This window comes from Lachnospira pectinoschiza (genome assembly GCF_020564355.1).
Taxonomy (GTDB): domain Bacteria; phylum Bacillota; class Clostridia; order Lachnospirales; family Lachnospiraceae; genus Lachnospira; species Lachnospira intestinalis.
On record NZ_JAJCRR010000006.1, the window covers coordinates 113,100 to 134,420 of the forward strand.

A 21,321-nucleotide genomic window follows, 5' to 3' on the forward strand; every position below is an offset into this window, starting at 1 on the left:
GATTAAGAAAGATAAAAAGCCGTGGCAGATGGAAACGGCGGAATGGAGATTTTATGGAAACAATTGATTTGACACAGACCCTGCCGGCAGGAACGTCATCCATGCTCTCGGCGGGTGGGATTCTTATGCTTTCGGCAATTATTGTACTTGTAGTTGTCATTATGAAAAGATGGAAAGCAAGAGTTATGCCGGGGATTTTAGGTGTGATTGCCTATGCCGTTTTTGTATTTATTTTTGCCAATCTGGCAACATCGGCGCTGGCACTGATACCGAGTATAGACAATATTTTTTATAACAACCCGGCAACGTATAATATTGTATATGCGCTGTTTGCGACAGCCGGATTTACAGCAGCAAGAGTTGTTACCGGCTATATGTTAAATGAACGTTTTGAGCGTAAAGGCGATGTCTATCTTGCGGGAATCGGTCTTTCAATCGGCGACAGCCTTTTATACGGTATGACAGCGATTTCCTACATTACGTGGTGTACCGCAATCCAGGCAGGACAGGCACAGGATATGCTGGCACAGCTGGCGGCGGAAGAGGTGACAACAACATATGAAACGGTTTCGGCACTGTTTACAACACCATCCGTTTTATGGCTGTTACTGGGTGTCAACTGTATTCTCGATATGGTTTTAAATATCGCATTAATGAATGTAATTTTTGGTGTTATTAAAGGAAATCTGGCAAAATGGTGGTACGGCGTTACAGCGGCAGTGACATTTTTTGCGATGATTTCATTCCAGCTTTATAATCAGGAATCCGTTGCAAGCATAGCGGTAAGCTTTGCTGTAAAGCTGGTTATTTTTGCAGTCACTATTTATTATACGTTCCGCGTTGCGGGTAAGGAGATTGAATATTCAGATGACTAATGAAAACCGTGGATTAAGCTGCGAAGAAGCACAAAAAAGGCTGTATGCCGGTTATGGAAATGTACAGGTGAAAAATCAGTCCAAATCTGTCGGACAGATTATTGCCGGTAACATTTTTACATATTTTAACTTCATATTTGCAGTGTTTACGGCATTGTTAGTTTTTGTAAGGTCATATGTAAATATGACCTTTTTGCCTATTATTGTGTGCAATACAATGATTGGCATTGTTCAGGAAATCCGGGCAAAACAGGTGTTAGACAGGCTGACACTGATGAATGAACCTAAAACGCAGGTTGTGCGCAGCGGGCAGATGCTGCAGGTGGATTCAGAACAGCTGGTGCTTGGAGACCTTTGCGTTTTTCAGGCAGGAAACCAGATTTGTGCAGATGCAGTTGTTGAGAAAGGCAGTCTGCGTGTCAATGAAGCACTGATTACAGGTGAAGCGGATGAAGTGGTAAAAAATCCGGGCGATATACTGTATTCCGGCAGTTTTGTTGTTTCAGGAAAAGGATATGCGACACTTACAAAAGTGGGACTGTCATCTTTTGCGGCACAGCTGATGTTAGAAGCAAAAGCATCGCGTAAAAATACACAGACGGAAATGATGTGTTCCTTAGACCGTCTGGTGCGTATCATTGGCATTGCCATTATACCGATTGGAATCCTTCTGTTTTTACAGCAGCATTTTGTCATTGGTTCGACCATACAGGAAAGTGTCGTATCCATGATTGCATCACTGGTCGGTATGATACCGGAAGGACTGTATCTTTTAGCGAGCATTGCACTGGTTGTCAGTGTCATGCGCCTTGGCAGAAAAAAAGTGCTGGTTCATGAAATGGCGTGTGTTGAAACGCTGGCGCGGGTCAATGTCCTGTGTGTGGACAAGACGGGAACGATTACGGAAAATAAAATGTCTGTCCGGGAAATTATTCCGCTGGCAAAAGAGGAAGAAGAAACTTCGCTTCATGCCTTAATTGGAGATGTTGTAGCAAATCTGGATGCGGATAATATCACGATGCAGGCATTAAAAGACTATTTTGACGGAAAAAGTGAACGAAAGGCACAAAAAGTCATTCCGTTTTCTTCACAGCGCAAATATTCCGGTGTACGTTTTGAAGAAGGACTATATCTGATTGGTGCGCCGGAGCGGCTTCTGGCAGAGCGTTACGGAAAATATGACGTGCAAATTTTGGATAAAATCGACAAAGGTGTGCGTGTACTTGTATTTGGCAGGTATGGGGAAGAACAGCATTTGTTTGAACCGCTTGCATTTATTTTAGTGAGTAATCCGATCCGAAGGGATGCGCGGGAAACATTTGAATATTTTCAGAAAGAAGACGTCTGTATTAAGGTTATATCCGGCGATCATCCCAAAGCAGCGGCGGCAGTTGCAAAAAAGGCAGGGATTGCAGAAGCAGACAGATATATTGATGTTTCACAGCTTTCTGATGAAGAACTGGAAAAAGCTGCACCGGTGTATACGGTATTTGGCAGAGTATCGCCGGAACAGAAAAAGAAACTTCTTTTGGCACTCAAAAAAGCAGGCAATGTTGTTGCCATGACAGGGGACGGTGTCAATGATGTGCTGGCATTAAAAGAAGCGGACTGCAGTATTGCGATGGCATCCGGCAGTGAAGCGGCATCCAATGCGGCACAGATTGTTCTTTTGGATTCTGATTTTGCAAGGATGCCGTACGTGGTATTAGAGGGCAGACGCGTGGTCAACAATATCCAGCGTTCTGCTTCGCTGTTTCTGGTGAAAAATCTGTTTTCTATGTTGATGACACTGTTTACATTTGTGGCAGTCAGTAAATATCCGCTGTATCCGACACAGTTGTCTTTTTTGGGAACATTCACCATCGGTACACCGGCATTTTTACTGGCAATGCAGCCGGATAAAAGCCGCATAGAAGGACATTTTTTAACCAATGTCGTGCTTTTGGCACTGCCTGCGGCACTGACGGATTTTATACTGCTGGCAGTGCTTAACGTTGCAGGAAATTGTGCCGGCATCGGACATGAGCAGCTTTCTACAATGTGTATCATGATATTGCTGGCTGTCGGAATGGCAGCACTTATAAGAATCTGTATGCCGCTGGATAAAATCAGAACAGGCATCTGTATACTGATGGCATCCGGGGCAGTATTCAGTGTGCTGTTTTTAAAGCCGCTGTTCGCATTGTATCCGTTGTCACCGGTATGGGTAATGGTTACGGGGATTTTAATGGCAGCAGCAGTTCCGGTCTTTGCAGTGATGTGCCGTCTGGTGCTGTTACAGGTTCAAAGGCATGCAAAGCACAGCAAAAAATTCCGCGAACGACTCGGACGGCACTTTAAATCATGAAATGAAAAAGCGGCAGAGTTAAATCTTACATATGGCTTAATATGAAACAGATTCGGCCGCTGCCTGTTTGGAATATGTTGTGGTGACAAGGTCTTCATAAGGAACATCCGTGTTTGACTCGCCGTAGTTTCGTAAAATATCAGTCAGCAGTGTGAAACTTTCTTTGGAAAATACCGTATCGGTTTTCCATGTGTCCTGATTCTGATATCGTGCAACAATGACGGCGATATCGTTTTGGGTATTTTCCGGAAACTGTGGCGCAATTACCGCAGCAATTTCTTCGGCGGAGTGGGAATTACAGTAGTCAAGCCCTTTTTGAATGGCTCTGGTAAAGCCAGCAATCACATCGGAGTTTTTAGAAAGGAAGCTCTTTTTGGCACAATAGGCAGTATATGGCACATAGCCGCTTTCCACGCCCAAAGAAGCCACGACAAATCCGGCGCTTTCCTGTTCCAGAAGTGTTGCGGACGGTTCAAATTCCACGGTATAATCGGCAATGCCGGACGAAAATGCCGCGGCAGTTGAGCCGAAATCTACGTTTTGAATAATATTGACGTCTTCTTTAGTCAGTCCGTTCTTTTCTAAAATATATTCCAAAAGCATCTGTGGCATACCACCTGCCCTGCCGCCAAGAATCGTTTTTCCGCGCAGGTTTTCCCATGAAAAATCATCTTCTGCCGTTCTGGATACCAGAAAGTTGCCGGCGCGCTGTGTCAACTGGGCAAAATTGACGGCGTAATCCGATGCACCCTGTGCGTATACATAGATAGAAGATTCAGAACCCATAAGGCCAATCTGTGCATCATCTGAAATCAGGGAAGTCATAACGTTGTCAGCGCCGAATCCGGTCACAAGTGTAAGGTCAATGCCTTCTTCCTTAAAATATCCCAATTCAATTGCCGCGTACTGTGGTGCATAAAAAACGGAGTGCGCAACTTCATTTAAAGTGATGGATGTGCTGCCGGTGCTTTTTGTTTTGCTGCAGCCCATACATGTACAGCACAGGCAGACAACAGAAATACTGCATAAAATTTTAAGACAGTTCCGATAATTCATAAACAAAATCCTTTGATAGCAGAGTTATTTTAATATATGAAATAAGGGACCGGAAAGTGAAAAAATATGGAAAAAAAGGTGGCGCTGTGTTATAGTGTAGCTGGTTATGAAATTGTCAAATGATTTATAATGATAGGTAATATAAATGTTAAAATTTGTTTTTGACACTTATGTTAAAAAATACAGAATGGAGAATAAAAATGAAGCTGGATATGCATTGCCATACAAAAGAGGGGTCAATTGATGCAAAAGTGCCGATTCAGGAATATATCACGAAGCTGGTAAAAGAAGGCTTTGACGGAATGCTGGTAACAGACCACAACTCCTATGACGGCTACCGCAAATTTGAAAAGATTGCAAAGAATCTGCATCTGGAAAAGCCGTTTACGGTATTAAAGGGCATTGAGTATGATACAAGGGATGGCGGTCATGTGATTGCGGTACTGCCGGACTGTATAAATGATGCTTTTATGGAAATCCGTGGAATGACACTGGCGCAGTTAGAAAAGATTGTGCATGAAAGAGGGGGCATTTTAGGGCTTGCACATCCTTACGGGCCGGGATTTTTTGCATTTACCAATACGCGATTTGGTAAAAAACACAATGAATTCCTGGAAAAATTTGATTTCGTGGAAACATTTAATGCCTGCACCAGACCGTGGGCAAATGCCTGTGCTGATAATCTGGCAGGCTGTCTGCATAAGCCGAAAGTGGCAGGGTCGGATGCACATAAGATGCGCGTAGTCGGGGCAGCATATACAGAATTCACACAAAAAATTGCAAACAACAATGATTTAATCCGGGCAATTAAAGAAGGATGGGTGCAGGCACAGGGCGGCAGTGTTTTAAAAGAAATGGAAGAGGAGACAAATTTTCTGCTGCAAAAGGCGGCAAATGCAGGGTACTGGGTTTACAATAAACTGGGAGCATTGTGGAACTGGAAGAAATTGCGCTGGATTAGGAAAAAAATTTTGTAATATATGCAAAAAATAAGCAAAAATAAGTATTATTTTTTGTTATTATGTGATAAAATACGACTAAGATAAAAGCGAATCAGAGAGGTAATAGATATGTTTGGAAAAAAGACAGCAAATGGTTATTCAGAAGAAAAGGACTTGCAGCTGCTTATGCAGGCAATGGATGGTGTGATTGGCGGTAATTATGAAGATATTGATACAAGCGCATTTCAGAATCCGGCATATGGAGAAAAGTTTAATGAACTGATTCATGCATATAAGCGTTCCAATAACAATTTTGTAATGCGTCTGAATCAGGCAATGGGTTCAATCGGTGATAACTCTTATGTAAAAAAGACATTAGATCAGGTTCAGTCCCAGACAGAATCCATCCGGGATATGGAAAATGCAAGCCGTGACATGGAAACATCTATTAACAATATTTCGGAAGCAATGTCACATATCCGTGAGAATACACATGATGTCATTGCAACCGCTGACAGTAGTACGGAAAATATGAACAACAGCATACAGGTTGTCAATGAGTCTTCTGAAAAGATTCAGGCAATCAATGAACAGGTACAGGAATTTCAGGGCAAGATTGATAAAATCGGTGAAATTGTCGATGTGGTAAAGAAGGTTGCAAGCCAGAGTAATCTGCTGGCGTTAAATGCATCTATTGAAGCTGCAAGAGCAGGAGAAGCAGGAAAGGGCTTTGCAGTCGTTGCTGATCAGGTAAGACAGTTATCCGGCAATACCGCAGAATCTGCAGAAGACATTGTTAAATATGTAGCAGAACTGCGTACGGATATCGGGGAACTGGCACTTTCCATGAATGAAACAACCTCCAAGCTTGCAGAGGGCAATGAAAAGGTAGAACAGTCATTGGAATCAATCCGACAGATGAATCAGCAGATGAATCAGATTAAGGATCGTGTTGACAATGCTTTTGAGGATATTGATACACAGACAGACGTAACAAAAGACTTTACAAGGCAGATTGAAAGCATTTCCAAGAGTTATAAAGAACTTTCTGATGACTGTACGGAAATGGGAACGCATGTCTATAAAATCGGGCGTTACATTGATACAACAAGAAGTGATATGGTACGTGGATTTGCTGAGATTACACAGCAGGACTGGCTGGATGTATTTATTAATGACCACTTTATCCTGATGTGGAGAGTTTATAACAATGCCGTTGATTTTGAGCGGTTAAGAAAAGAACAGCTGAATAATCCGAAGACCTGTAAAATCGGTAAATGGCTTGCTGCACAGACGAATCCACAGATTACAGGCAGTGCAGAATTTAAAGAAGTTATTGAAACGCATAATAATATCCATAAATATGCGACACTTTCATGGGAGGCAAAAGACCGTGAGGATATTCAGGGAGCCATGGATTATTTCCAGCAGACATATGATGCATATTATGTTTATAAGAAAGCGGTTGAGAATCTTAAAAAGCTGCTGGCACGTCTGGGAGAAACAGATAAGACCAATATTGTTGTTTTCACAAATTAGTGCAGCGTGCTTACAGACAGATTAAACAGACAAAATAAAGGCAAAACGGTTGAAAACCATAAAGAACTGTTATAGTATGTATGTTAGGTAGAAACGGTACAGCTATAACAGTTTTTTAAGTGGAGAGGTGGATATGGAAGGAAAGGAAACAGTTTATGTGATTGGACATAAAAATCCGGATACAGATTCTGTATGCTCAGCAATTTGTTATGCAAGACTAAAAGAAAAAATAACAGGACAGCATTATGTGGCAAAACGTGCAGGACATTTAAATGAAGAAACGCAGTATGTCATGGATAAACTGGGTGTACAGCCGCCGGAATATATGAAGGATGTCAGACCGCAGGTGCGGGATATCCAGATTCGAAAAACACCGGGTGTTTCTAAAGAGATTTCAGTAAAAACGGCGTGGACCCTGATGAAAGAGCAGAATGTCGTGACACTTCCGGTAACAAAAGAAAATGTGCTGGAAGGACTGATTACGATTGGAGATATAGCAAAATCGTATTTTCAGGTTTATGACAGCACCATTCTTGCAACAGCCCAGACACGGTATCAGAATATTGTGGATACATTGGAAGGAACGGTTGTTGCAGGGGAAGCAGACGGTATTTTTAAAGAAGGAAAAGTTGTGATTGCGGCGGCTAACCCGGATATGATGGAAAATTATATCGGGACAGGGGATATTGTTATTTTGGGAAACCGCTATGAGGCACAGCTGTGCGCAATTGAAATGGAGGCAGGATGCCTGATTATCTGTGAAGGCGCACAGGTGTCAAAGACCATCACAAAAGTGGCAAAGGAACACAACTGTCTGTTAATTACAACTAAATTTGATACATATACGGTAGCAAGACTGATTAACCAGAGTATGCCGATACGTTTTCTGATGAAAGAAAAAGAAGGAATTGTCAAATTTCAAACAGAAGACTTTATTGAAGATATCCAGACGGTTATGGCAAAGCTTCGCCACCGGGATTTTCCGGTCGAGGATACACAGGGCAATTATGTGGGGATGATTTCCAGAAGAAATTTACTGGGAGCAGGAAAGAAAAAATTGATTCTTGTTGACCACAACGAAAGGGGTCAGGCAGTCAATGGCGTTGAAACAGCGGAAATTCTTGAAATTATTGACCATCACCGGCTGGGGGCAATTCAGACGGTATCACCGGTATTTTTTAGAAACCAGCCGCTTGGCAGTACGGCAACGATTATTTATCATATGTATCAGGAAAATCAGGCGGAAATTGATAAAAATACAGCGGCGCTGCTGTGTTCGGCAATCATTTCCGATACATTGATTTTTAAATCACCGACGTGTACGTCGGATGACGTGGCAGCGTGCATGCAGCTGGCAAAAAAGGCAGAGCTGGATATTGAAACATATGGGCGGGAAATGTTCCGTGCCGGAAGCAATTTATCCGGTAAATCTGCAAAAGAAATTTTTTATCAGGATTATAAAAAGTTTTCCGTTAACAATGTTGCAATTGGTGTCGGACAGATTAATTCTATGAGTGCGGAGGAGTTAGAAAAAGTAAAACCGCGTCTGGCAGAATTTATACAGGGCGTTGTACAGGATAACAGTGCGGGAATTGTTTATTTTCTGCTCACTGATATTGTATCGGAATCCTCTGAGGTACTTTGTGCGGGTAACAATGCCAATGCTGTGATTTATCAGGCGTTTGGCGTAGAAGTAAAGGATGCTTGTGTAAAGCTGCAGGGTGTCGTATCCAGAAAGAAGCAGTTTTTCCCGGCAATTGTGGAGGCATTACAGCAGTAACGGATTTTAGAAAAGCAGAAAAGAAAAATAAAAAGAAAAGAGGAAAACAATTGAAAAAGCTGACAAAGGACCAGCCATGCTGGTGCAAGAGTGGAAAGTTATACGGTGAATGCCACATGGATTTTGATAAAAAAATTGAAATGTACAGAAGAAAATTTCATAAGGTTCCACCGCGGGAAATTATTAAAAATGAAGCACAGTTACAGGGAATGCGTGAAAGCAGCAAGATTAATATTGCAGTACTTGATTATGTGGCAGAACACATTTGTGCAGGTATGACGACAGAAGAAATCGATCAGATGGTTTATCAGAAGACAACGGCAATGGGGGGTATTCCGGCACCGTTAAATTATGAAGGGTTTCCAAAGAGCGTATGTACTTCCATTAATGAACAGGTGTGCCATGGAATTCCTTCCAATAATGTACAGTTAATTGACGGCGATATTGTCAATGTGGACTGCTCAACCATTTATAATGGATATTTTTCAGATTCATCCCGGATGTTCTGTATTGGAAATGTTTCCGAAGAAAACCAGAAGCTCGTGCGTGTGGCAAAAGAGTGTGTGGAGCTGGGCTTACAGCAGGTAAAACCATGGGGACATTTAGGTGATGTGGCACAGGCGATTCAGGACCATGCAAAGGAAAACGGATATTCTGTTGTCCGTCAGGTCGGTGGTCACGGTATCGGACTGGAATTCCACGAAGCCCCATATGTCAGCTATGTGATAAAAAAAGGCACTGGAATGGTGATGGCACCGGGCATGGTATTTACAATTGAACCGATGATTAATATGGGAACAAGTGAGATTTACATTGATGAACAGAATGGCTGGACAATCTATACGGATGATGAAAAGCCGTCAGCACAGTGGGAAATTATGGTACTTGTAACCAATGACGGATATGAAGTGATGTCGTGGTAATAAAAAATGGATAAAAAAGCTCCGGATAATGCCGGGGCTTTTTTTGATGGGTGCGCCTGGCGGCGCACGTTTCTAAGTATCACGGACAGAAATCTGATACAAGGCGTACATGGTGGATGAGCTGACTTAGGACAGCAAAGTCCAAAAGGCAACCGTAACCCATGTATGTAGATCAGGCAAGTAGACGAGGAAAGACTGGCAGTCTTTTAGTGTGGCGGGGCAAAAGAGGGGAAGAACTCTTTTTGTGTGAAATCATATAATAGTATTAAATAAATTATATGGAGTAAGTATGGATTGTATGAATAAAAAAAATCCGCCGCAGGTTGTGGGCATGACATATGTGCCATGGCAGCACTGGGGCGAGGTGTATGAACCATGCAGAGCATTAAAATACGGAACATTGTTTCCAATATTAAATAAGCCGTTTGTCGGCTGCAGATGCGACAGAAGCCGTTAACGGGCAGAAAGCCGGTTAAAATGCAGAGTGCAGGCAAACAGCGGCATTGCGGACTCTGTGAAACAGTATGCCGCGTATAAAGAGAGGAGCATGGCAAACGTGAAGGATATGAGAAATCCATATATGCCAGGTAGAGGGGATTCCTGCGGCTGTCAGGGAATCCGGCCGGAGCAGGCAGGCAGTAAAAATCCTGCCGGTAGAAGGGCAGGAGAAAACTGTCCGTGTACTGACAGAATGGGAAGAGAAATGAGAATGCCAAACAGAATGGAGCATCGTCTGCCAATGCAGGGATGCCAGGAGAATATGCGTCTGGTGCCGGAAAACAGAATGTCAGAAAGAAGACTGCAGTCTGTACAGAATCAGCAGTGTAACAAAAGCCGTTATATCGCAGATGTGTATGAGCTGGGATTTGTTATGGTGGAAACGGCGCTGTATCTGGATACCCATCCCGATGACGGTGAAGCACTGGCATTTTATGCCGATATGAAGCATCAGTACGCAGAAGCAGTGCGGCTTTACAATGAAAATGTAGGTCCTTTAAGTTTTTATCATGTAACAAATGAAAACTACTGGAACTGGGTTGCAACACCAATGCCGTGGGAAATGGAGGGTTAAACGATGTGGAATTATGAAAAAAGATTACAGTTTCCGATTCATATTAAGAATCCCAATCCGGCACTTGCGGCAATGATTATCAGTCAATACGGAGGCCCCGATGGGGAGTCCAGCGCCTCCATGCGTTACCTGTCCCAGCGGTATAGCATGCCGTACCGTGAAGTTTCCGGGCTTTTGACGGATATCGCGACAGAGGAACTCTCACACCTGGAGATGGTCAGCGTTATGGTACATCAGCTGACGAGGAACTTAAGCGTTGACCAGATTAAGGGGACACCGTTTGAAGCGTATTATGTAGACCATACGACTGGAATCTGGCCGCAGGCGGCAGGAGGAATTCCGTTTAATGCGTGCGAGTTCCAGTCTAAAGGCGATGCGATTACAGATTTGGTTGAAGATCTGGCAGCAGAGCAGAAAGCCCGCTCAACCTATGACAACCTTATCCGGCTTACGGACGATGCAGATGTATTAGAGCCGCTGCGGTTTTTACGTCAGCGTGAAATCGTGCATTTCCAGCGTTTCGGTGAGGCACTTTCTTTAGTGCAGCAACGCTTAGACTTTAATAATTTCTATGCCTTTAATCCCGAATTTGATAAAAAATGTAAATAGCATTTGTGCATACAGTATGATACAATCAAAGAGTTTAGAAGGGGCTGCCGCAAAGAGTGCCGGCGGCCCTGTCTGTTATGCAGGCAGTATACATAAAAAGGAGTATAAAAATGAAAGAAAAGATATATACGATTCCCGTTAATGATGCATTTGACAAAGACTGCGAGTGTCCACTCTGCGCAATGTATCAGGAACTGGAAAATAATGCGGTAGAATATACGATGGGACCAAGTTACATGGAAGACGATATCCGTGCCGAAACAGACAAAATGGGATTCTGCCGGAAGCATTTGAAAAAGATTTATGCTGTAGAAAACCGTCTGGGATTTGCACTGGTGATGAAGACACATATGGACAAGGTGATTAACGAGATTGAAAAAAGAAATGAACAGCCGGTAAAGGCAAAGACGCTGTTTAAAAAGGCAGAAACACCGTCAGCATGTGATTATATTAAAGAACTGGAACAGTCCTGCTTTGTGTGTAACCGTATACAAAATACATTTGAGCGGTATGTGGATACGGTGCTGCATTTATATCAGTCTGATGCAGCATTTAAAGAGAAATACCTGCACAGCAAGGGTTTTTGTACAGCGCATTACGGCATGTTAATCGAGCGCGGTGCACAGAAGTTTTCGGGCAGTACGGCAGAAAACTTCCGTGTGGATACAGACCGACTGTATCTGGAAAATATGAAGCGTGTGCGTGATGATGTGGCATGGTTTATCAATAAATTTGACCATAAATATGCAGACGAGCCGTGGAAAAATGCGAAGGATTCACTGACGCGCGCCATGACAAAGGATAATTCAATTTTATAGCAGAAAGGACAAGCAATGCAGATTTCTTATGATGAGGGAAATGTTGTACTTACAGAAGTGAGGGATTTTGATCTTGCGCAGACACTAGAATGTGGGCAGTGTTTTCATTTTAAAAAACTCGCCGAACAGGAATATGCAGTCTGTGCATTTCATAGACTGTTACGTATCCGTCAGGAAAAAGACAGCGTAATTTTGTTTGATACGGCGATGCAGGATTACGAAATGATATGGCGGGATTATTTTGACTTTGGCAGGGACTACGGCAGGATAAAGGCGGCGCTTTTACAGACGGACGATACGTTAAAGGAAGCAGTGGAAACCATGCAGGGCGTACATATTTTACAGCAGGAATTTTTTGAAACTTTAATTTCCTTTATTATATCGCAGAATAAGCAGATTCCGCATATTAAGAAGATTGTGGAAACGCTTTCGGAGCGTTTCGGGGATGATCTGGGTGAAATAAACGGAATGCGATTCTTTGCCTTCCCAACGGTCAGCCAGATGTGCAATGTCACGGAAGAAGACCTGCGGGACTGCAAAACGGGCTTCCGAGCGCCGTATATTGTAGATGCGGTGCAGAAAACGGCAGACGGACAGATATCGGAGGCTGCATTAAAAGCGGCGGATACCGCAGAATGTGAGAAAATGCTGACAAAGATAAAAGGGGTCGGCAGTAAGGTTGCAAACTGCTGTATGCTGTTCGGGCTGGATAAGCGCGATGCATTTCCGGTGGATGTGTGGATTAAGCGGATTATGGAGCAGCTTTATTTTTCGGGAAAGGAAACGGACAAAGAAAAAATTGCGGCATTTGCAAAGACACGTTTTGGAAGCTACGGCGGCTATGCCCAGCAGTATCTGTTTTTTTACGGAAAAACAGTGCGTATCGGCACGCAAAATCAAAAAATTAAAAAAGTATAATCTAATTATTAAAAACAAAAGATATTTCCAATTATCTGTTGACAAACAAAAGGCAGAGTGATATTTTAATGATATTGAAATTAGCACTCAAATTAAATGAGTGCTAACAAGGAAAATAATAGCAGCTGTCGTATACAAGTTCGGGGCGGCGCAAAGGCAGCCTTACCGGCGGCGGAATGGAGGATAATATGAAGTTAGTACCATTGGGAGACAGAGTTGTAATTAAAGCGTTAAAGGCAGAAGAAACGACAAAATCAGGCATTGTATTACCGGGTCAGTCAAAGGAAAAACCACAGCAGGCAGAAGTTATTGCAGTTGGTCCTGGTGGAGTTGTAGACGGCAAGGAAGTAACAATGCAGGTTAAGACAGGCGATAAAGTTATTTATTCTAAATATTCAGGAACAGAAGTGGAATTAGACGGCGAGGAATATATCATCGTAAAACAGTCTGATATCCTTGCAATTATGGAATAGAAAAATCTGGTAAAAGCAGTTTTGATACAGTATAAAATAGAAATCGGAGGTCAAATATCATGGCAAAGGAAATTAAATATGGCATTGATGCAAGAAAAGCTCTTGAAGAAGGTGTAAATAAGTTAGCAAATACAGTACGTGTAACATTAGGACCGAAAGGAAGAAATGTTGTTCTGGATAAGTCTTACGGTGCTCCGTTAATCACAAACGACGGTGTTACAATTGCAAAGGACATCGAACTGGAAGACAAATTTGAAAACATGGGCGCACAGCTTGTAAAGGAAGTTGCTACAAAGACAAATGATGTAGCAGGTGATGGTACAACAACAGCAACCGTTCTTGCACAGGCAATGGTAAATGCAGGTATGAAGAATCTTGCAGCAGGCGCTAATCCAATCGTGTTAAGACGAGGCATGAAGAAGGCAACGGAGTGTGCTGTAGAAGCGATTGCAAAGATGAGCGAAAAGGTAACAGGCAAGGATCAGATTGCAAAGGTTGCTTCTATTTCAGCAGGTGATGCAGAAGTCGGACAGATGGTAGCAGATGCAATGGAAAAGGTTTCTAACGACGGTGTTATCACAATCGAAGAATCTAAGACCATGAAGACAGAACTTGACCTTGTAGAAGGTATGCAGTTTGACAGAGGATATATTTCAGCTTATATGGCAACAGATATGGATAAGATGGAAGCAGTTCTTGATAATCCATACATTTTAATCACAGACAAGAAGATTTCTAACATTCAGGAAATCCTTCCGCTCTTAGAACAGATTGTACAAAGCGGTGCAAAGCTGTTAATTATCGCTGAAGATGTTGAAGGTGAAGCACTTACAACATTAATCGTCAACAAGTTAAGAGGTACATTCAATGTTGTTGCTGTCAAGGCTCCGGGCTACGGCGATAGAAGAAAAGAAATGTTAAAGGATATTGCAATCCTTACAGGCGGTCAGGTTATTTCAGAAGAATTAGGACTTGAATTAAAGGATGCTACAATGGATATGCTCGGCCGTGCAAAGTCTGTTAAGGTTCAGAAGGAAAATACTGTTATTGTTGACGGTGAAGGCGAAAAGTCTGCAATCGAAGCAAGAGTTGCACAGATTCGTGCACAGATTGACGAAACAACATCTGATTTCGACAGAGAAAAGTTACAGGAAAGACTTGCAAAGCTGGCAGGCGGCGTAGCTGTTATCAGAGTCGGCGCTGCAACAGAAACAGAAATGAAGGAAGCAAAGCTTCGTATGGAAGATGCTTTAAATGCAACAAGAGCAGCCGTAGAAGAAGGTGTTATTTCTGGTGGTGGTTCTGCTTATATTCATGCTTCTAAGGAAGTGAAGAAACTGACAGAAACACTGATAGGTGATGAAAAGACAGGCGCAGAGATTATCTTAAAGGCACTCGAAGCTCCGTTATACCACATTTCAGCAAATGCAGGTCTGGAAGGTTCTGTTATTATTAATAAGGTAAGAGAATCTGAAGTGGGAACAGGTTTCGATGCATTAAACGGCGAATATGTCAACATGATTGATGCCGGTATCTTAGACCCTGCAAAGGTTACAAGAAGTGCATTACAGAATGCTACAAGTGTTGCATCTACACTGCTTACAACAGAATCCGTTGTTGCAACAATCAAAGAAGATGTTCCGGCAATGCCGGCAGGCGGTGCGGGCGGTATGGGAATGATGTAATTCCTGCTGTTAAAATGCATAAAAATAAATATTTTTTGGCTGGACGGTAAAACGGGCAGCAGACTGAAACCGGCAGAGGTGACAGATTTTGTCAAATCTGCCGGTTTTTATTGCTTTTTAGTACAAAAAGGATTATGATAGTAACAGACAGGCTGGTTTAAACTCCGGCAGAATGGAGAATTTATGTATAATATTACAACAGAACAGATTTTAAAAACGAAAGCCCCAAAGCAGGCGGCAGTATTTAAGACCGTTATGATTCTTGCATGTATTCTTGCAGTCACAACGATTCCGTCAACTTATGCACTGGGAATTCTGCTCACAGCGATATTTGCGGTATTTACGGTGATATTGTTTAAATATTACAATGCAGAGTATGAATATTCATTAGTGGACGGTGAGCTCACAATTGATAAAATTATGTCACAGTCCATGAGAAAACGCTGCGGGGTATACAATATTGCAAAAGCATCCATGCTTGCGAAACCGACCTGCCAGGCAGCGCTTGGAATGGAACACAAAAAACTGCGGACCGCAGAATACACTTCCAATACAGCACCAGAAAAGACGGTTGTTTTATATACAATGGATGCAAGCAATGAAATGGTGCGCATCATCTTAGAACCGGATGAAAAGATGCTTGAGGCACTTCGGGCGGGTGTACCGAAAGCCGCAGACCGCATGGATGAATAAAAAAGTGAATGTACAGAAAAAAGTGTTTGACATTATCAGCGTATTTTGTTATATTGTCAAATAATACACAAAACACATTAAAATGAAAGAAAGAGAGGATACAGTAGAAATGGGTACAATCATTGGCGAAGGCATTACATTTGATGACGTGTTATTAGTTCCACAGTATTCAGAAGTAACGCCGAATATGATTAATCTGTCAACACAGTTGACAAAGAACATTAAGTTAAACATTCCATTGATGAGCGCGGGAATGGATACTGTTACAGAGCACAGAATGGCAATTGCCATGGCAAGACAGGGCGGTATTGGTATTATTCATAAGAATATGTCTGTAGAACAGCAGGCAGAAGAAGTGGATAAGGTAAAGCGTTCGGAAAATGGCGTTATTACGGACCCATTTTATCTGCATCCGGACAATACACTCGAAGATGCAAATAATCTGATGGGTAAATTCAGAATTTCAGGTGTGCCGATTACAGATGATGATGGCAAGCTGGTGGGTATCATCACCAACAGAGATCTGAAGTTTGAAGAAGATTATAAAAGACCGATTAAGGAATGTATGACAAGCGAGAATCTGATTACAGCACCGGTTGGCATTACATTAGACGAAGCAAAGAAGATTTTAGGCAAGGCAAGAAAAGAAAAACTTCCGATTGTAGACAGCGAATTTAAGTTAAAGGGTCTGATTACAATTAAGGATATCGAAAAGCAGATTAAATATCCGTTATCTGCCCATGATGCACAGGGAAGACTGCTCTGCGGCGCCGCTGTCGGTATTACGGCAAACGTTATGGAACGTGTGGAAGCCCTTGTAAAGGCAAAGGTTGACTGTATCGTAATCGATTCTGCACACGGTCATTCAAAGAACATTATCACTACATTACAAAATATTAAGGCTGCATATCCGGACCTTCAGGTAATTGCCGGAAACATTGCAACAGGTGCAGCTGCAAAGGCTCTTTGCGAAGCAGGCGTAGATGCGGTTAAGGTTGGTATCGGACCGGGTTCTATCTGTACAACACGAGTTGTTGCAGGTATCGGTGTACCACAGGTAACAGCAGTTATGAGTGCTTACGAAGAAGCGAAGAAGTACGGTATTCCGGTTATCGCCGATGGTGGTATCAAGTACTCCGGAGATATCGTAAAAGCAATCGCAGCAGGCGGCAACGTATGTATGCTCGGAAGTCTGCTTGCAGGCTGTGACGAAAGCCCGGGAACATTTGAATTATTCCAGGGAAGAAAATATAAAGTATACAGAGGCATGGGTTCTATCGCTGCCATGGAAAACGGCAGTAAGGACAGATACTTCCAGACCGGCGCTAAGAAGCTGGTACCGGAAGGTGTTGAAGGACGTGTGGCATATAAGGGACTTGTAGAAGATACCATCTTCCAGTTAATGGGTGGTCTTCGTTCCGGTATGGGATACTGTGGCGCGCAGGATATTCCGACATTACAGGAAACAGCACAGTTTATCAAGATGTCATCTGCAGCATTAAGAGAGAGTCATCCACATGATATTCATATCACAAAGGAAGCTCCAAACTACAGTGTAGAGGATAAGTAAAAAACAAATAATCATAACAAGACAGCCGTCCGGTAATGTGTTGACCGGGCGGCTGTTGTTATGTTCAAGGAAAATATTATTACAGGCACAGTAACAGAAAAAGAGCGGAGAATGCCAGTGCTGCCCGAATATGGTATGATATCATTTTATTGGGAAACTGCTTGATTAATATAGTTTATGTGTTGTATAATGTAATAAATAATTGTGCTGATATTCATAGGGGATTGTACGAGCAGTATAATGATGGATGGGTTAAGAGAGGTATAGCAATGAAGGATATGATGTTTGGCGGGTATATCGCCCGCAACCACGTTGGCAACAATCTGACAGACAGGGAACTGCGGGTATTAAAAGATGGGGATATTGATGCAATGGTGTCTACATTTGTAAAGATGCGTCAGGAGGAGTATATTTTACAGTTAAAGTGTGTATTAAAAAGCCTGAAACATTATCTTGGTGACGAAATGACACTGGAAAAGATTACGATAAAAGAGGAGTATGAAGGGGATTTTATCGGCAGTCAGATGATGGATGGCGATATGGATATTTTCTTTGGGATTATCGGAAGCGATGAGGTATTGTTAAAGGTTGCATCGGATTTTGCAATGGAAGATTTTCAGGAATTTGATATGGATGCATACGATGCAGTCTGCGAACTGATTAATTGTACGAATGGTGCATTTGCAACAAGACTTTGCGATGATGATATAGATGTGGTATTATATCCACCGGTATTTTATGATAACGTGCATATTACAAGTGAAAAAGGATTTTATGTCGTAACCATCGGTTACGAAGGCAGTCAATTTGACTTGATTATGGCAATCAATGAGAATGTGGAGCTTGCCAGCCAGGAAACCTATTTGTAAAGAAATGAAAAAACCGCAAAAGCGGAGGAATGGAGAAATAGTATGGTTACAGTATTAATAGTAGATGACTCAAGAACATCAAGACGTTTTTTAAGAAATATGCTTACAGAGGCGGGATACGAAGTTGTAGCAGAAGCAGTTGACGGCGAAGATGGCATGAAAAAATATGAGGAATTTAAACCGGATATTGTTACAATGGATATTACCATGCCAAAGCTGGATGGGATTGATGCAGTCAGTGAGATTTTAAAGATTAATCCGGCAGCTAAGATTGTAATGGTTACCGCAGCCGGACAGAAGACCAATATTGTAGAAGCATTAAAGAGAGGTGCGGCTGATTTTATCCAGAAGCCGTTTGAGAGCAGTGCAATCGTATCTGTACTCGAAAAGGTTATGGGAGAATAATAAAGCCGTATAAGCGGCAGAATGAGGCAGTATGTATAATTACAGAATTTTGATACAGTATGACGGCGGACGTTTTGACGGATGGCAGCGTCTTGGCAAAGATGCTTCGGAAAATACTGTGGAATTTAAAATTAAAGAGATTTTAAAAAAGATGACAGGTGAGGAAGCAGAACTGTTCTGCGGGTGCAGAACAGAAAAGGGCGTTCACGCTTATGGACAGGTGGCTAATTTCAAGCTGAATTCCAGACAGAACTGCATGGAATTAAGGAATTATCTGAACAGATATCTGCCGCGTGACATTGCCGTGTTGAAAGTGGAAGCAGTTGATGAACGTTTTCACAGTCAGCTGCTTGCAAAGGAAACAACGTATCTGTATCGGATTGATACGAAGTCTATTGCCAGTGTGTTTGAAAGAAAGTATAGTTACCACACATTTCATCCGCTCGATTATGAAGCAATGAATAAAGCAGCCGCTTATTTTCTTGGAAAGCATGACTTTAAGGCTTTCACCACAGCAAGAAAGAGCAAGTCTACCGAACGGGAAATTAAGAATATTACTATCAGCTGTGATGAAAGCGGTATTGTGCAGCTGCGTATTACGGCAAATGATTTTTTGCATAATATGGCAAGGCTGATGATAGGAATTCTGCTGGATGTTGGAACCGGTCTAAAAAAGCCGGAAAATGTACGGGACATTCTGGATGGAAAAGATGTTCAGATGTCACTGCCGGCAGAAAGTTATGGACTGTTTTTGGAAGAAGTCCGATATTAGTGTATGATGAGGTGCTGTTTCGTTAATGAACATAGATTCTTAATGAAGCAGCCCTTTTATATAGTAAAAAGAATTGGAGAGAGTCATGAATACAATTGTTGAAAAGATTACGGAACAGTTACAGAATGCATTTGCCGAATGTGGTTATGATAGAAAGTATGCAAAAGTTTCTTTATCAAACCGCCCGGATTTGTGCGAATATCAGTGCAACGGTGCGATGGCAGCGGCAAAGGAATACAAAAAAGCACCTTTTATGATTGCAGATGAAGTTGTTGCAAAATTGGACAAAAATCCGCTGTTTGACCGTATCGAAAGCGTTAAACCGGGATTTATCAATATTATTTTAAGCGGACAGGCAGTTGCAGACTATGTCAATGAAATGACACAGGCAAAGCAGTTTGGTTATGAAAATCCTGAAAAGCCAAAGACGGTCATTGTGGATTACGGCGGAGCCAATGCGGCAAAACCGCTTCACGTAGGACATCTGCGCTCTGCGGTAATCGGTGAGAGTGTAAAGAGAATCCAGCGTTTTGCGGGCAATAAAGTAATCGGTGATGTACATCTTGGCGATTGGGGTCTTCAGATGGGATTAATTATTGAAGAACTGCGTGATAGAAAGCCGGAACTTCCGTATTTTGACGAGCAGTTTACAGGTGAATATCCGGCAGAAGCACCGTTTACCATTTCCGAGCTGGAGGAAATCTATCCGGCAGCCAGTGCAAAATCCAAAGAAGATGCAGCATTTATGGAAAGAGCGCATAATGCAACCTTAAAGCTGCAGAGCGGGGATAAGGCATGTACGGCAATCTGGAAACATATTATGGCAGTTTCCAAAGCGGATTTAAAGAAAAACTATGATAATCTGAATGTGTCCTTTGATTTGTGGAAAGGGGAAAGCGATGCACAGCCGTATATTCCGTCTATGGTACAGGAGATGATTGACAAGGGACTGGCTTACGAAAGTCAGGGTGCTATGGTTGTGGATATTCAGGAAGAAGGCGATACCAAAGAACTGCCGCCATGTATTGTCAGAAAATCAGACGGTGCCGCACTGTATGCAACTTCCGATTTGGCAACGCTGGTGGAAAGAGAAAAACTGTATCAGCCGGATGCTTATATTTATCTGGCTGATAAAAGACAGGAACTGCATTTTACACAGGTATTCCGTGTGGCAAAGAAAGCAGGCATCGTAAATCCGCAGGCAGAAATGACATTTTTAGGCTTCGGAACAATGAACGGAAAAGATGGAAAGCCGTTTAAGACACGTTCAGGCGGTGTGATGCGTCTGGAACATCTGATTGCCGATATCAATGAAGCGGTCTATAAAAAGATGATGGAAAACCGTACAATGGATGAAGAAGAAGCAAGAGCAACGGCAAAGATTGTTGGACTTGCAGCCTTAAAGTACGGGGATTTATCCAATCAGGCATCCAAAGACTATGTATTTGATATTGAACGTTTTGCATCATTTGAAGGAAATACAGGTCCATATATTTTATATACAATTGTAAGAATTAAATCTATTTTAAACAAATATACCGATAGCGGAAAGACACTGGAAAATCTCAGCATTAATCCGGCGGACTCCGCAACGGAAAAGGCATTGATGCTTTCTCTGGCAAAGTTTTCGGAAATTATGGCGGCAGTCTATACAGAAAAAGCGCCGCATAAGCTGTGCCAGTTTATTTATGAAGTATCCAACGCATTTAACGGATTCTATCACGATACCAAGATTCTTGCAGAAACAGACGAAGCAAAGCAGAAGGGCTATATTGCGTTAATTTGTCTGACAAAAGCCGTATTAGAGCAGTGTATAGAACTGCTGGCAATTGAATGCCCGGACAGAATGTAGGAATATATAAGAATATCAAAAGAAAAAGCTAAGATTTTGTGCGGCCGCAGATAAGAAAAGGACGGTATGCTGTACAGGTCAGAAGCTTAGAGGGATAGGATTTATAGAAGGAGGAAACGGAAAT

Annotated in this window: 20 protein-coding genes; 19 read left to right on the forward strand and 1 reads right to left on the reverse strand. The window is 42.3% G+C overall.

What is annotated here, in order from left to right; all coding sequences use genetic code 11:
* Nucleotides 1-53 precede the first annotated feature (53 nt).
* Together LI288_RS12635 and LI288_RS12640 are read left to right on the forward strand one after the other, a co-directional pair.
* A complete protein-coding gene (locus tag LI288_RS12635; protein ID WP_227090721.1) occupies nt 54-875 on the forward strand; it encodes a YhfC family glutamic-type intramembrane protease in 822 nt (273 codons plus the stop codon).
* Nucleotides 868-3,222 carry an HAD-IC family P-type ATPase gene (locus tag LI288_RS12640; RefSeq protein ID WP_227090723.1) on the forward strand — a complete coding sequence of 785 codons (2,355 nt, stop codon included), beginning with the start codon at nt 868-870 and terminating at the stop codon, nt 3,220-3,222. The genes LI288_RS12635 and LI288_RS12640 overlap by 8 nt, the downstream gene beginning before the upstream one ends.
* 36 nt (nt 3,223-3,258) lie before the next feature.
* Here LI288_RS12640 and LI288_RS12645 read toward each other — a convergent pair whose 3' ends face one another.
* Nucleotides 3,259-4,278 carry an ABC transporter substrate-binding protein gene (locus LI288_RS12645; RefSeq protein WP_331464653.1) on the reverse strand — a complete coding sequence of 340 codons (1,020 nt, stop codon included), beginning with the start codon at nt 4,276-4,278 and terminating at the stop codon, nt 3,259-3,261.
* Nucleotides 4,279-4,478: 200 nt separating this feature from the next.
* Here LI288_RS12645 and LI288_RS12650 point away from each other — a divergent pair, with 200 nt between their 5' ends.
* The 17 genes from LI288_RS12650 to argS all read left to right on the forward strand — a co-directional run bounded on the left by LI288_RS12650 (nt 4,479) and on the right by argS (nt 21,197).
* Nucleotides 4,479-5,255: a PHP-associated domain-containing protein gene (locus LI288_RS12650; RefSeq protein WP_227090724.1), complete on the forward strand. Its 777-nt coding sequence runs from the start codon at nt 4,479-4,481 to the stop codon at nt 5,253-5,255.
* A gap of 93 nt (nt 5,256-5,348) precedes the next feature.
* Nucleotides 5,349-6,758, forward strand: a complete 1,410-nt coding sequence (locus LI288_RS12655) for a methyl-accepting chemotaxis protein (protein ID WP_022431629.1) — start codon at nt 5,349-5,351, stop codon at nt 6,756-6,758.
* Nucleotides 6,759-6,891: 133 nt separating this feature from the next.
* Nucleotides 6,892-8,538 carry a putative manganese-dependent inorganic diphosphatase gene (locus LI288_RS12660; RefSeq protein ID WP_022431630.1) on the forward strand — a complete coding sequence of 549 codons (1,647 nt, stop codon included), beginning with the start codon at nt 6,892-6,894 and terminating at the stop codon, nt 8,536-8,538.
* Nucleotides 8,539-8,588: 50 nt separating this feature from the next.
* Complete coding sequence (locus tag LI288_RS12665) at nt 8,589-9,461, forward strand: methionyl aminopeptidase (protein ID WP_022431631.1); 873 nt, start codon at nt 8,589-8,591, stop codon at nt 9,459-9,461.
* Nucleotides 9,462-9,759: 298 nt separating this feature from the next.
* On the forward strand, nt 9,760-9,918 hold the full coding sequence (locus LI288_RS12670) for a spore coat associated protein CotJA (RefSeq protein ID WP_227090726.1): 159 nt from the start codon (nt 9,760-9,762) through the stop codon (nt 9,916-9,918).
* A 90-nt stretch (nt 9,919-10,008) separates the two neighbouring features.
* Nucleotides 10,009-10,533, forward strand: coding sequence for a spore coat protein CotJB (locus LI288_RS12675; RefSeq protein ID WP_227090728.1), 525 nt, complete (start codon nt 10,009-10,011; stop codon nt 10,531-10,533).
* Nucleotides 10,534-10,536: 3 nt separating this feature from the next.
* On the forward strand, nt 10,537-11,142 hold the full coding sequence (locus LI288_RS12680; RefSeq protein ID WP_022431634.1) for a manganese catalase family protein: 606 nt from the start codon (nt 10,537-10,539) through the stop codon (nt 11,140-11,142).
* Between the two features lie 110 nt (nt 11,143-11,252).
* Complete coding sequence (locus LI288_RS12685; protein ID WP_227090729.1) at nt 11,253-11,960, forward strand: DUF6062 family protein; 708 nt, start codon at nt 11,253-11,255, stop codon at nt 11,958-11,960.
* A gap of 15 nt (nt 11,961-11,975) precedes the next feature.
* Nucleotides 11,976-12,878 (forward strand): DNA-3-methyladenine glycosylase family protein, encoded by a 903-nt coding sequence (locus tag LI288_RS12690; RefSeq protein WP_227090730.1) that lies wholly within the window; start codon nt 11,976-11,978, stop codon nt 12,876-12,878.
* Nucleotides 12,879-13,066: 188 nt separating this feature from the next.
* Complete coding sequence (groES, locus tag LI288_RS12695; protein WP_022431637.1) at nt 13,067-13,351, forward strand: co-chaperone GroES; 285 nt, start codon at nt 13,067-13,069, stop codon at nt 13,349-13,351.
* A gap of 59 nt (nt 13,352-13,410) precedes the next feature.
* Nucleotides 13,411-15,036 carry a chaperonin GroEL gene (groL, locus tag LI288_RS12700; RefSeq protein WP_022431638.1) on the forward strand — a complete coding sequence of 542 codons (1,626 nt, stop codon included), beginning with the start codon at nt 13,411-13,413 and terminating at the stop codon, nt 15,034-15,036.
* Nucleotides 15,037-15,219: 183 nt separating this feature from the next.
* Nucleotides 15,220-15,729, forward strand: a complete 510-nt coding sequence (locus LI288_RS12705; RefSeq protein ID WP_227090732.1) for a DUF6106 family protein — start codon at nt 15,220-15,222, stop codon at nt 15,727-15,729.
* 109 nt (nt 15,730-15,838) lie between these two features.
* Nucleotides 15,839-17,299, forward strand: coding sequence for an IMP dehydrogenase (gene guaB, locus LI288_RS12710; RefSeq protein ID WP_022431640.1), 1,461 nt, complete (start codon nt 15,839-15,841; stop codon nt 17,297-17,299).
* 269 nt (nt 17,300-17,568) lie between these two features.
* The gene (locus LI288_RS12715; RefSeq protein WP_022431641.1) at nt 17,569-18,168 is read left to right on the forward strand and encodes a chemotaxis protein CheX; all 600 of its coding nucleotides are present in this window, start codon (nt 17,569-17,571) and stop codon (nt 18,166-18,168) included.
* Between the two features lie 42 nt (nt 18,169-18,210).
* Nucleotides 18,211-18,573 (forward strand): response regulator, encoded by a 363-nt coding sequence (locus tag LI288_RS12720; RefSeq protein ID WP_022431642.1) that lies wholly within the window; start codon nt 18,211-18,213, stop codon nt 18,571-18,573.
* Between the two features lie 31 nt (nt 18,574-18,604).
* On the forward strand, nt 18,605-19,345 hold the full coding sequence (truA, locus tag LI288_RS12725; RefSeq protein WP_227090734.1) for a tRNA pseudouridine(38-40) synthase TruA: 741 nt from the start codon (nt 18,605-18,607) through the stop codon (nt 19,343-19,345).
* A gap of 85 nt (nt 19,346-19,430) precedes the next feature.
* Nucleotides 19,431-21,197, forward strand: a complete 1,767-nt coding sequence (gene argS, locus LI288_RS12730; RefSeq protein WP_227090736.1) for an arginine--tRNA ligase — start codon at nt 19,431-19,433, stop codon at nt 21,195-21,197.
* The last annotated feature ends 124 nt before the right edge of the window (nt 21,198-21,321 follow it).

Coding starts and splice junctions, on each gene's coding strand:
- LI288_RS12680 (WP_022431634.1), top strand. CDS start 10,537: ATGTGGAATTATGAAAAAAGATTACAGTTTCCGATTCATATTAAGAAT.
- LI288_RS12705 (WP_227090732.1), top strand. CDS start 15,220: ATGTATAATATTACAACAGAACAGATTTTAAAAACGAAAGCCCCAAAG.
- argS (WP_227090736.1), top strand. CDS start 19,431: ATGAATACAATTGTTGAAAAGATTACGGAACAGTTACAGAATGCATTT.
- LI288_RS12660 (WP_022431630.1), top strand. CDS start 6,892: ATGGAAGGAAAGGAAACAGTTTATGTGATTGGACATAAAAATCCGGAT.
- LI288_RS12670 (WP_227090726.1), top strand. CDS start 9,760: ATGAATAAAAAAAATCCGCCGCAGGTTGTGGGCATGACATATGTGCCA.
- LI288_RS12690 (WP_227090730.1), top strand. CDS start 11,976: ATGCAGATTTCTTATGATGAGGGAAATGTTGTACTTACAGAAGTGAGG.
- LI288_RS12720 (WP_022431642.1), top strand. CDS start 18,211: ATGGTTACAGTATTAATAGTAGATGACTCAAGAACATCAAGACGTTTT.
- groL (WP_022431638.1), top strand. CDS start 13,411: ATGGCAAAGGAAATTAAATATGGCATTGATGCAAGAAAAGCTCTTGAA.
- LI288_RS12645 (WP_331464653.1), bottom strand. CDS start 4,278: ATGAATTATCGGAACTGTCTTAAAATTTTATGCAGTATTTCTGTTGTC.
- LI288_RS12655 (WP_022431629.1), top strand. CDS start 5,349: ATGTTTGGAAAAAAGACAGCAAATGGTTATTCAGAAGAAAAGGACTTG.
- truA (WP_227090734.1), top strand. CDS start 18,605: ATGTATAATTACAGAATTTTGATACAGTATGACGGCGGACGTTTTGAC.
- LI288_RS12640 (WP_227090723.1), top strand. CDS start 868: ATGACTAATGAAAACCGTGGATTAAGCTGCGAAGAAGCACAAAAAAGG.
- LI288_RS12715 (WP_022431641.1), top strand. CDS start 17,569: ATGAAGGATATGATGTTTGGCGGGTATATCGCCCGCAACCACGTTGGC.
- LI288_RS12685 (WP_227090729.1), top strand. CDS start 11,253: ATGAAAGAAAAGATATATACGATTCCCGTTAATGATGCATTTGACAAA.
- groES (WP_022431637.1), top strand. CDS start 13,067: ATGAAGTTAGTACCATTGGGAGACAGAGTTGTAATTAAAGCGTTAAAG.
- LI288_RS12635 (WP_227090721.1), top strand. CDS start 54: ATGGAAACAATTGATTTGACACAGACCCTGCCGGCAGGAACGTCATCC.
- guaB (WP_022431640.1), top strand. CDS start 15,839: ATGGGTACAATCATTGGCGAAGGCATTACATTTGATGACGTGTTATTA.
- LI288_RS12675 (WP_227090728.1), top strand. CDS start 10,009: ATGGCAAACGTGAAGGATATGAGAAATCCATATATGCCAGGTAGAGGG.
- LI288_RS12650 (WP_227090724.1), top strand. CDS start 4,479: ATGAAGCTGGATATGCATTGCCATACAAAAGAGGGGTCAATTGATGCA.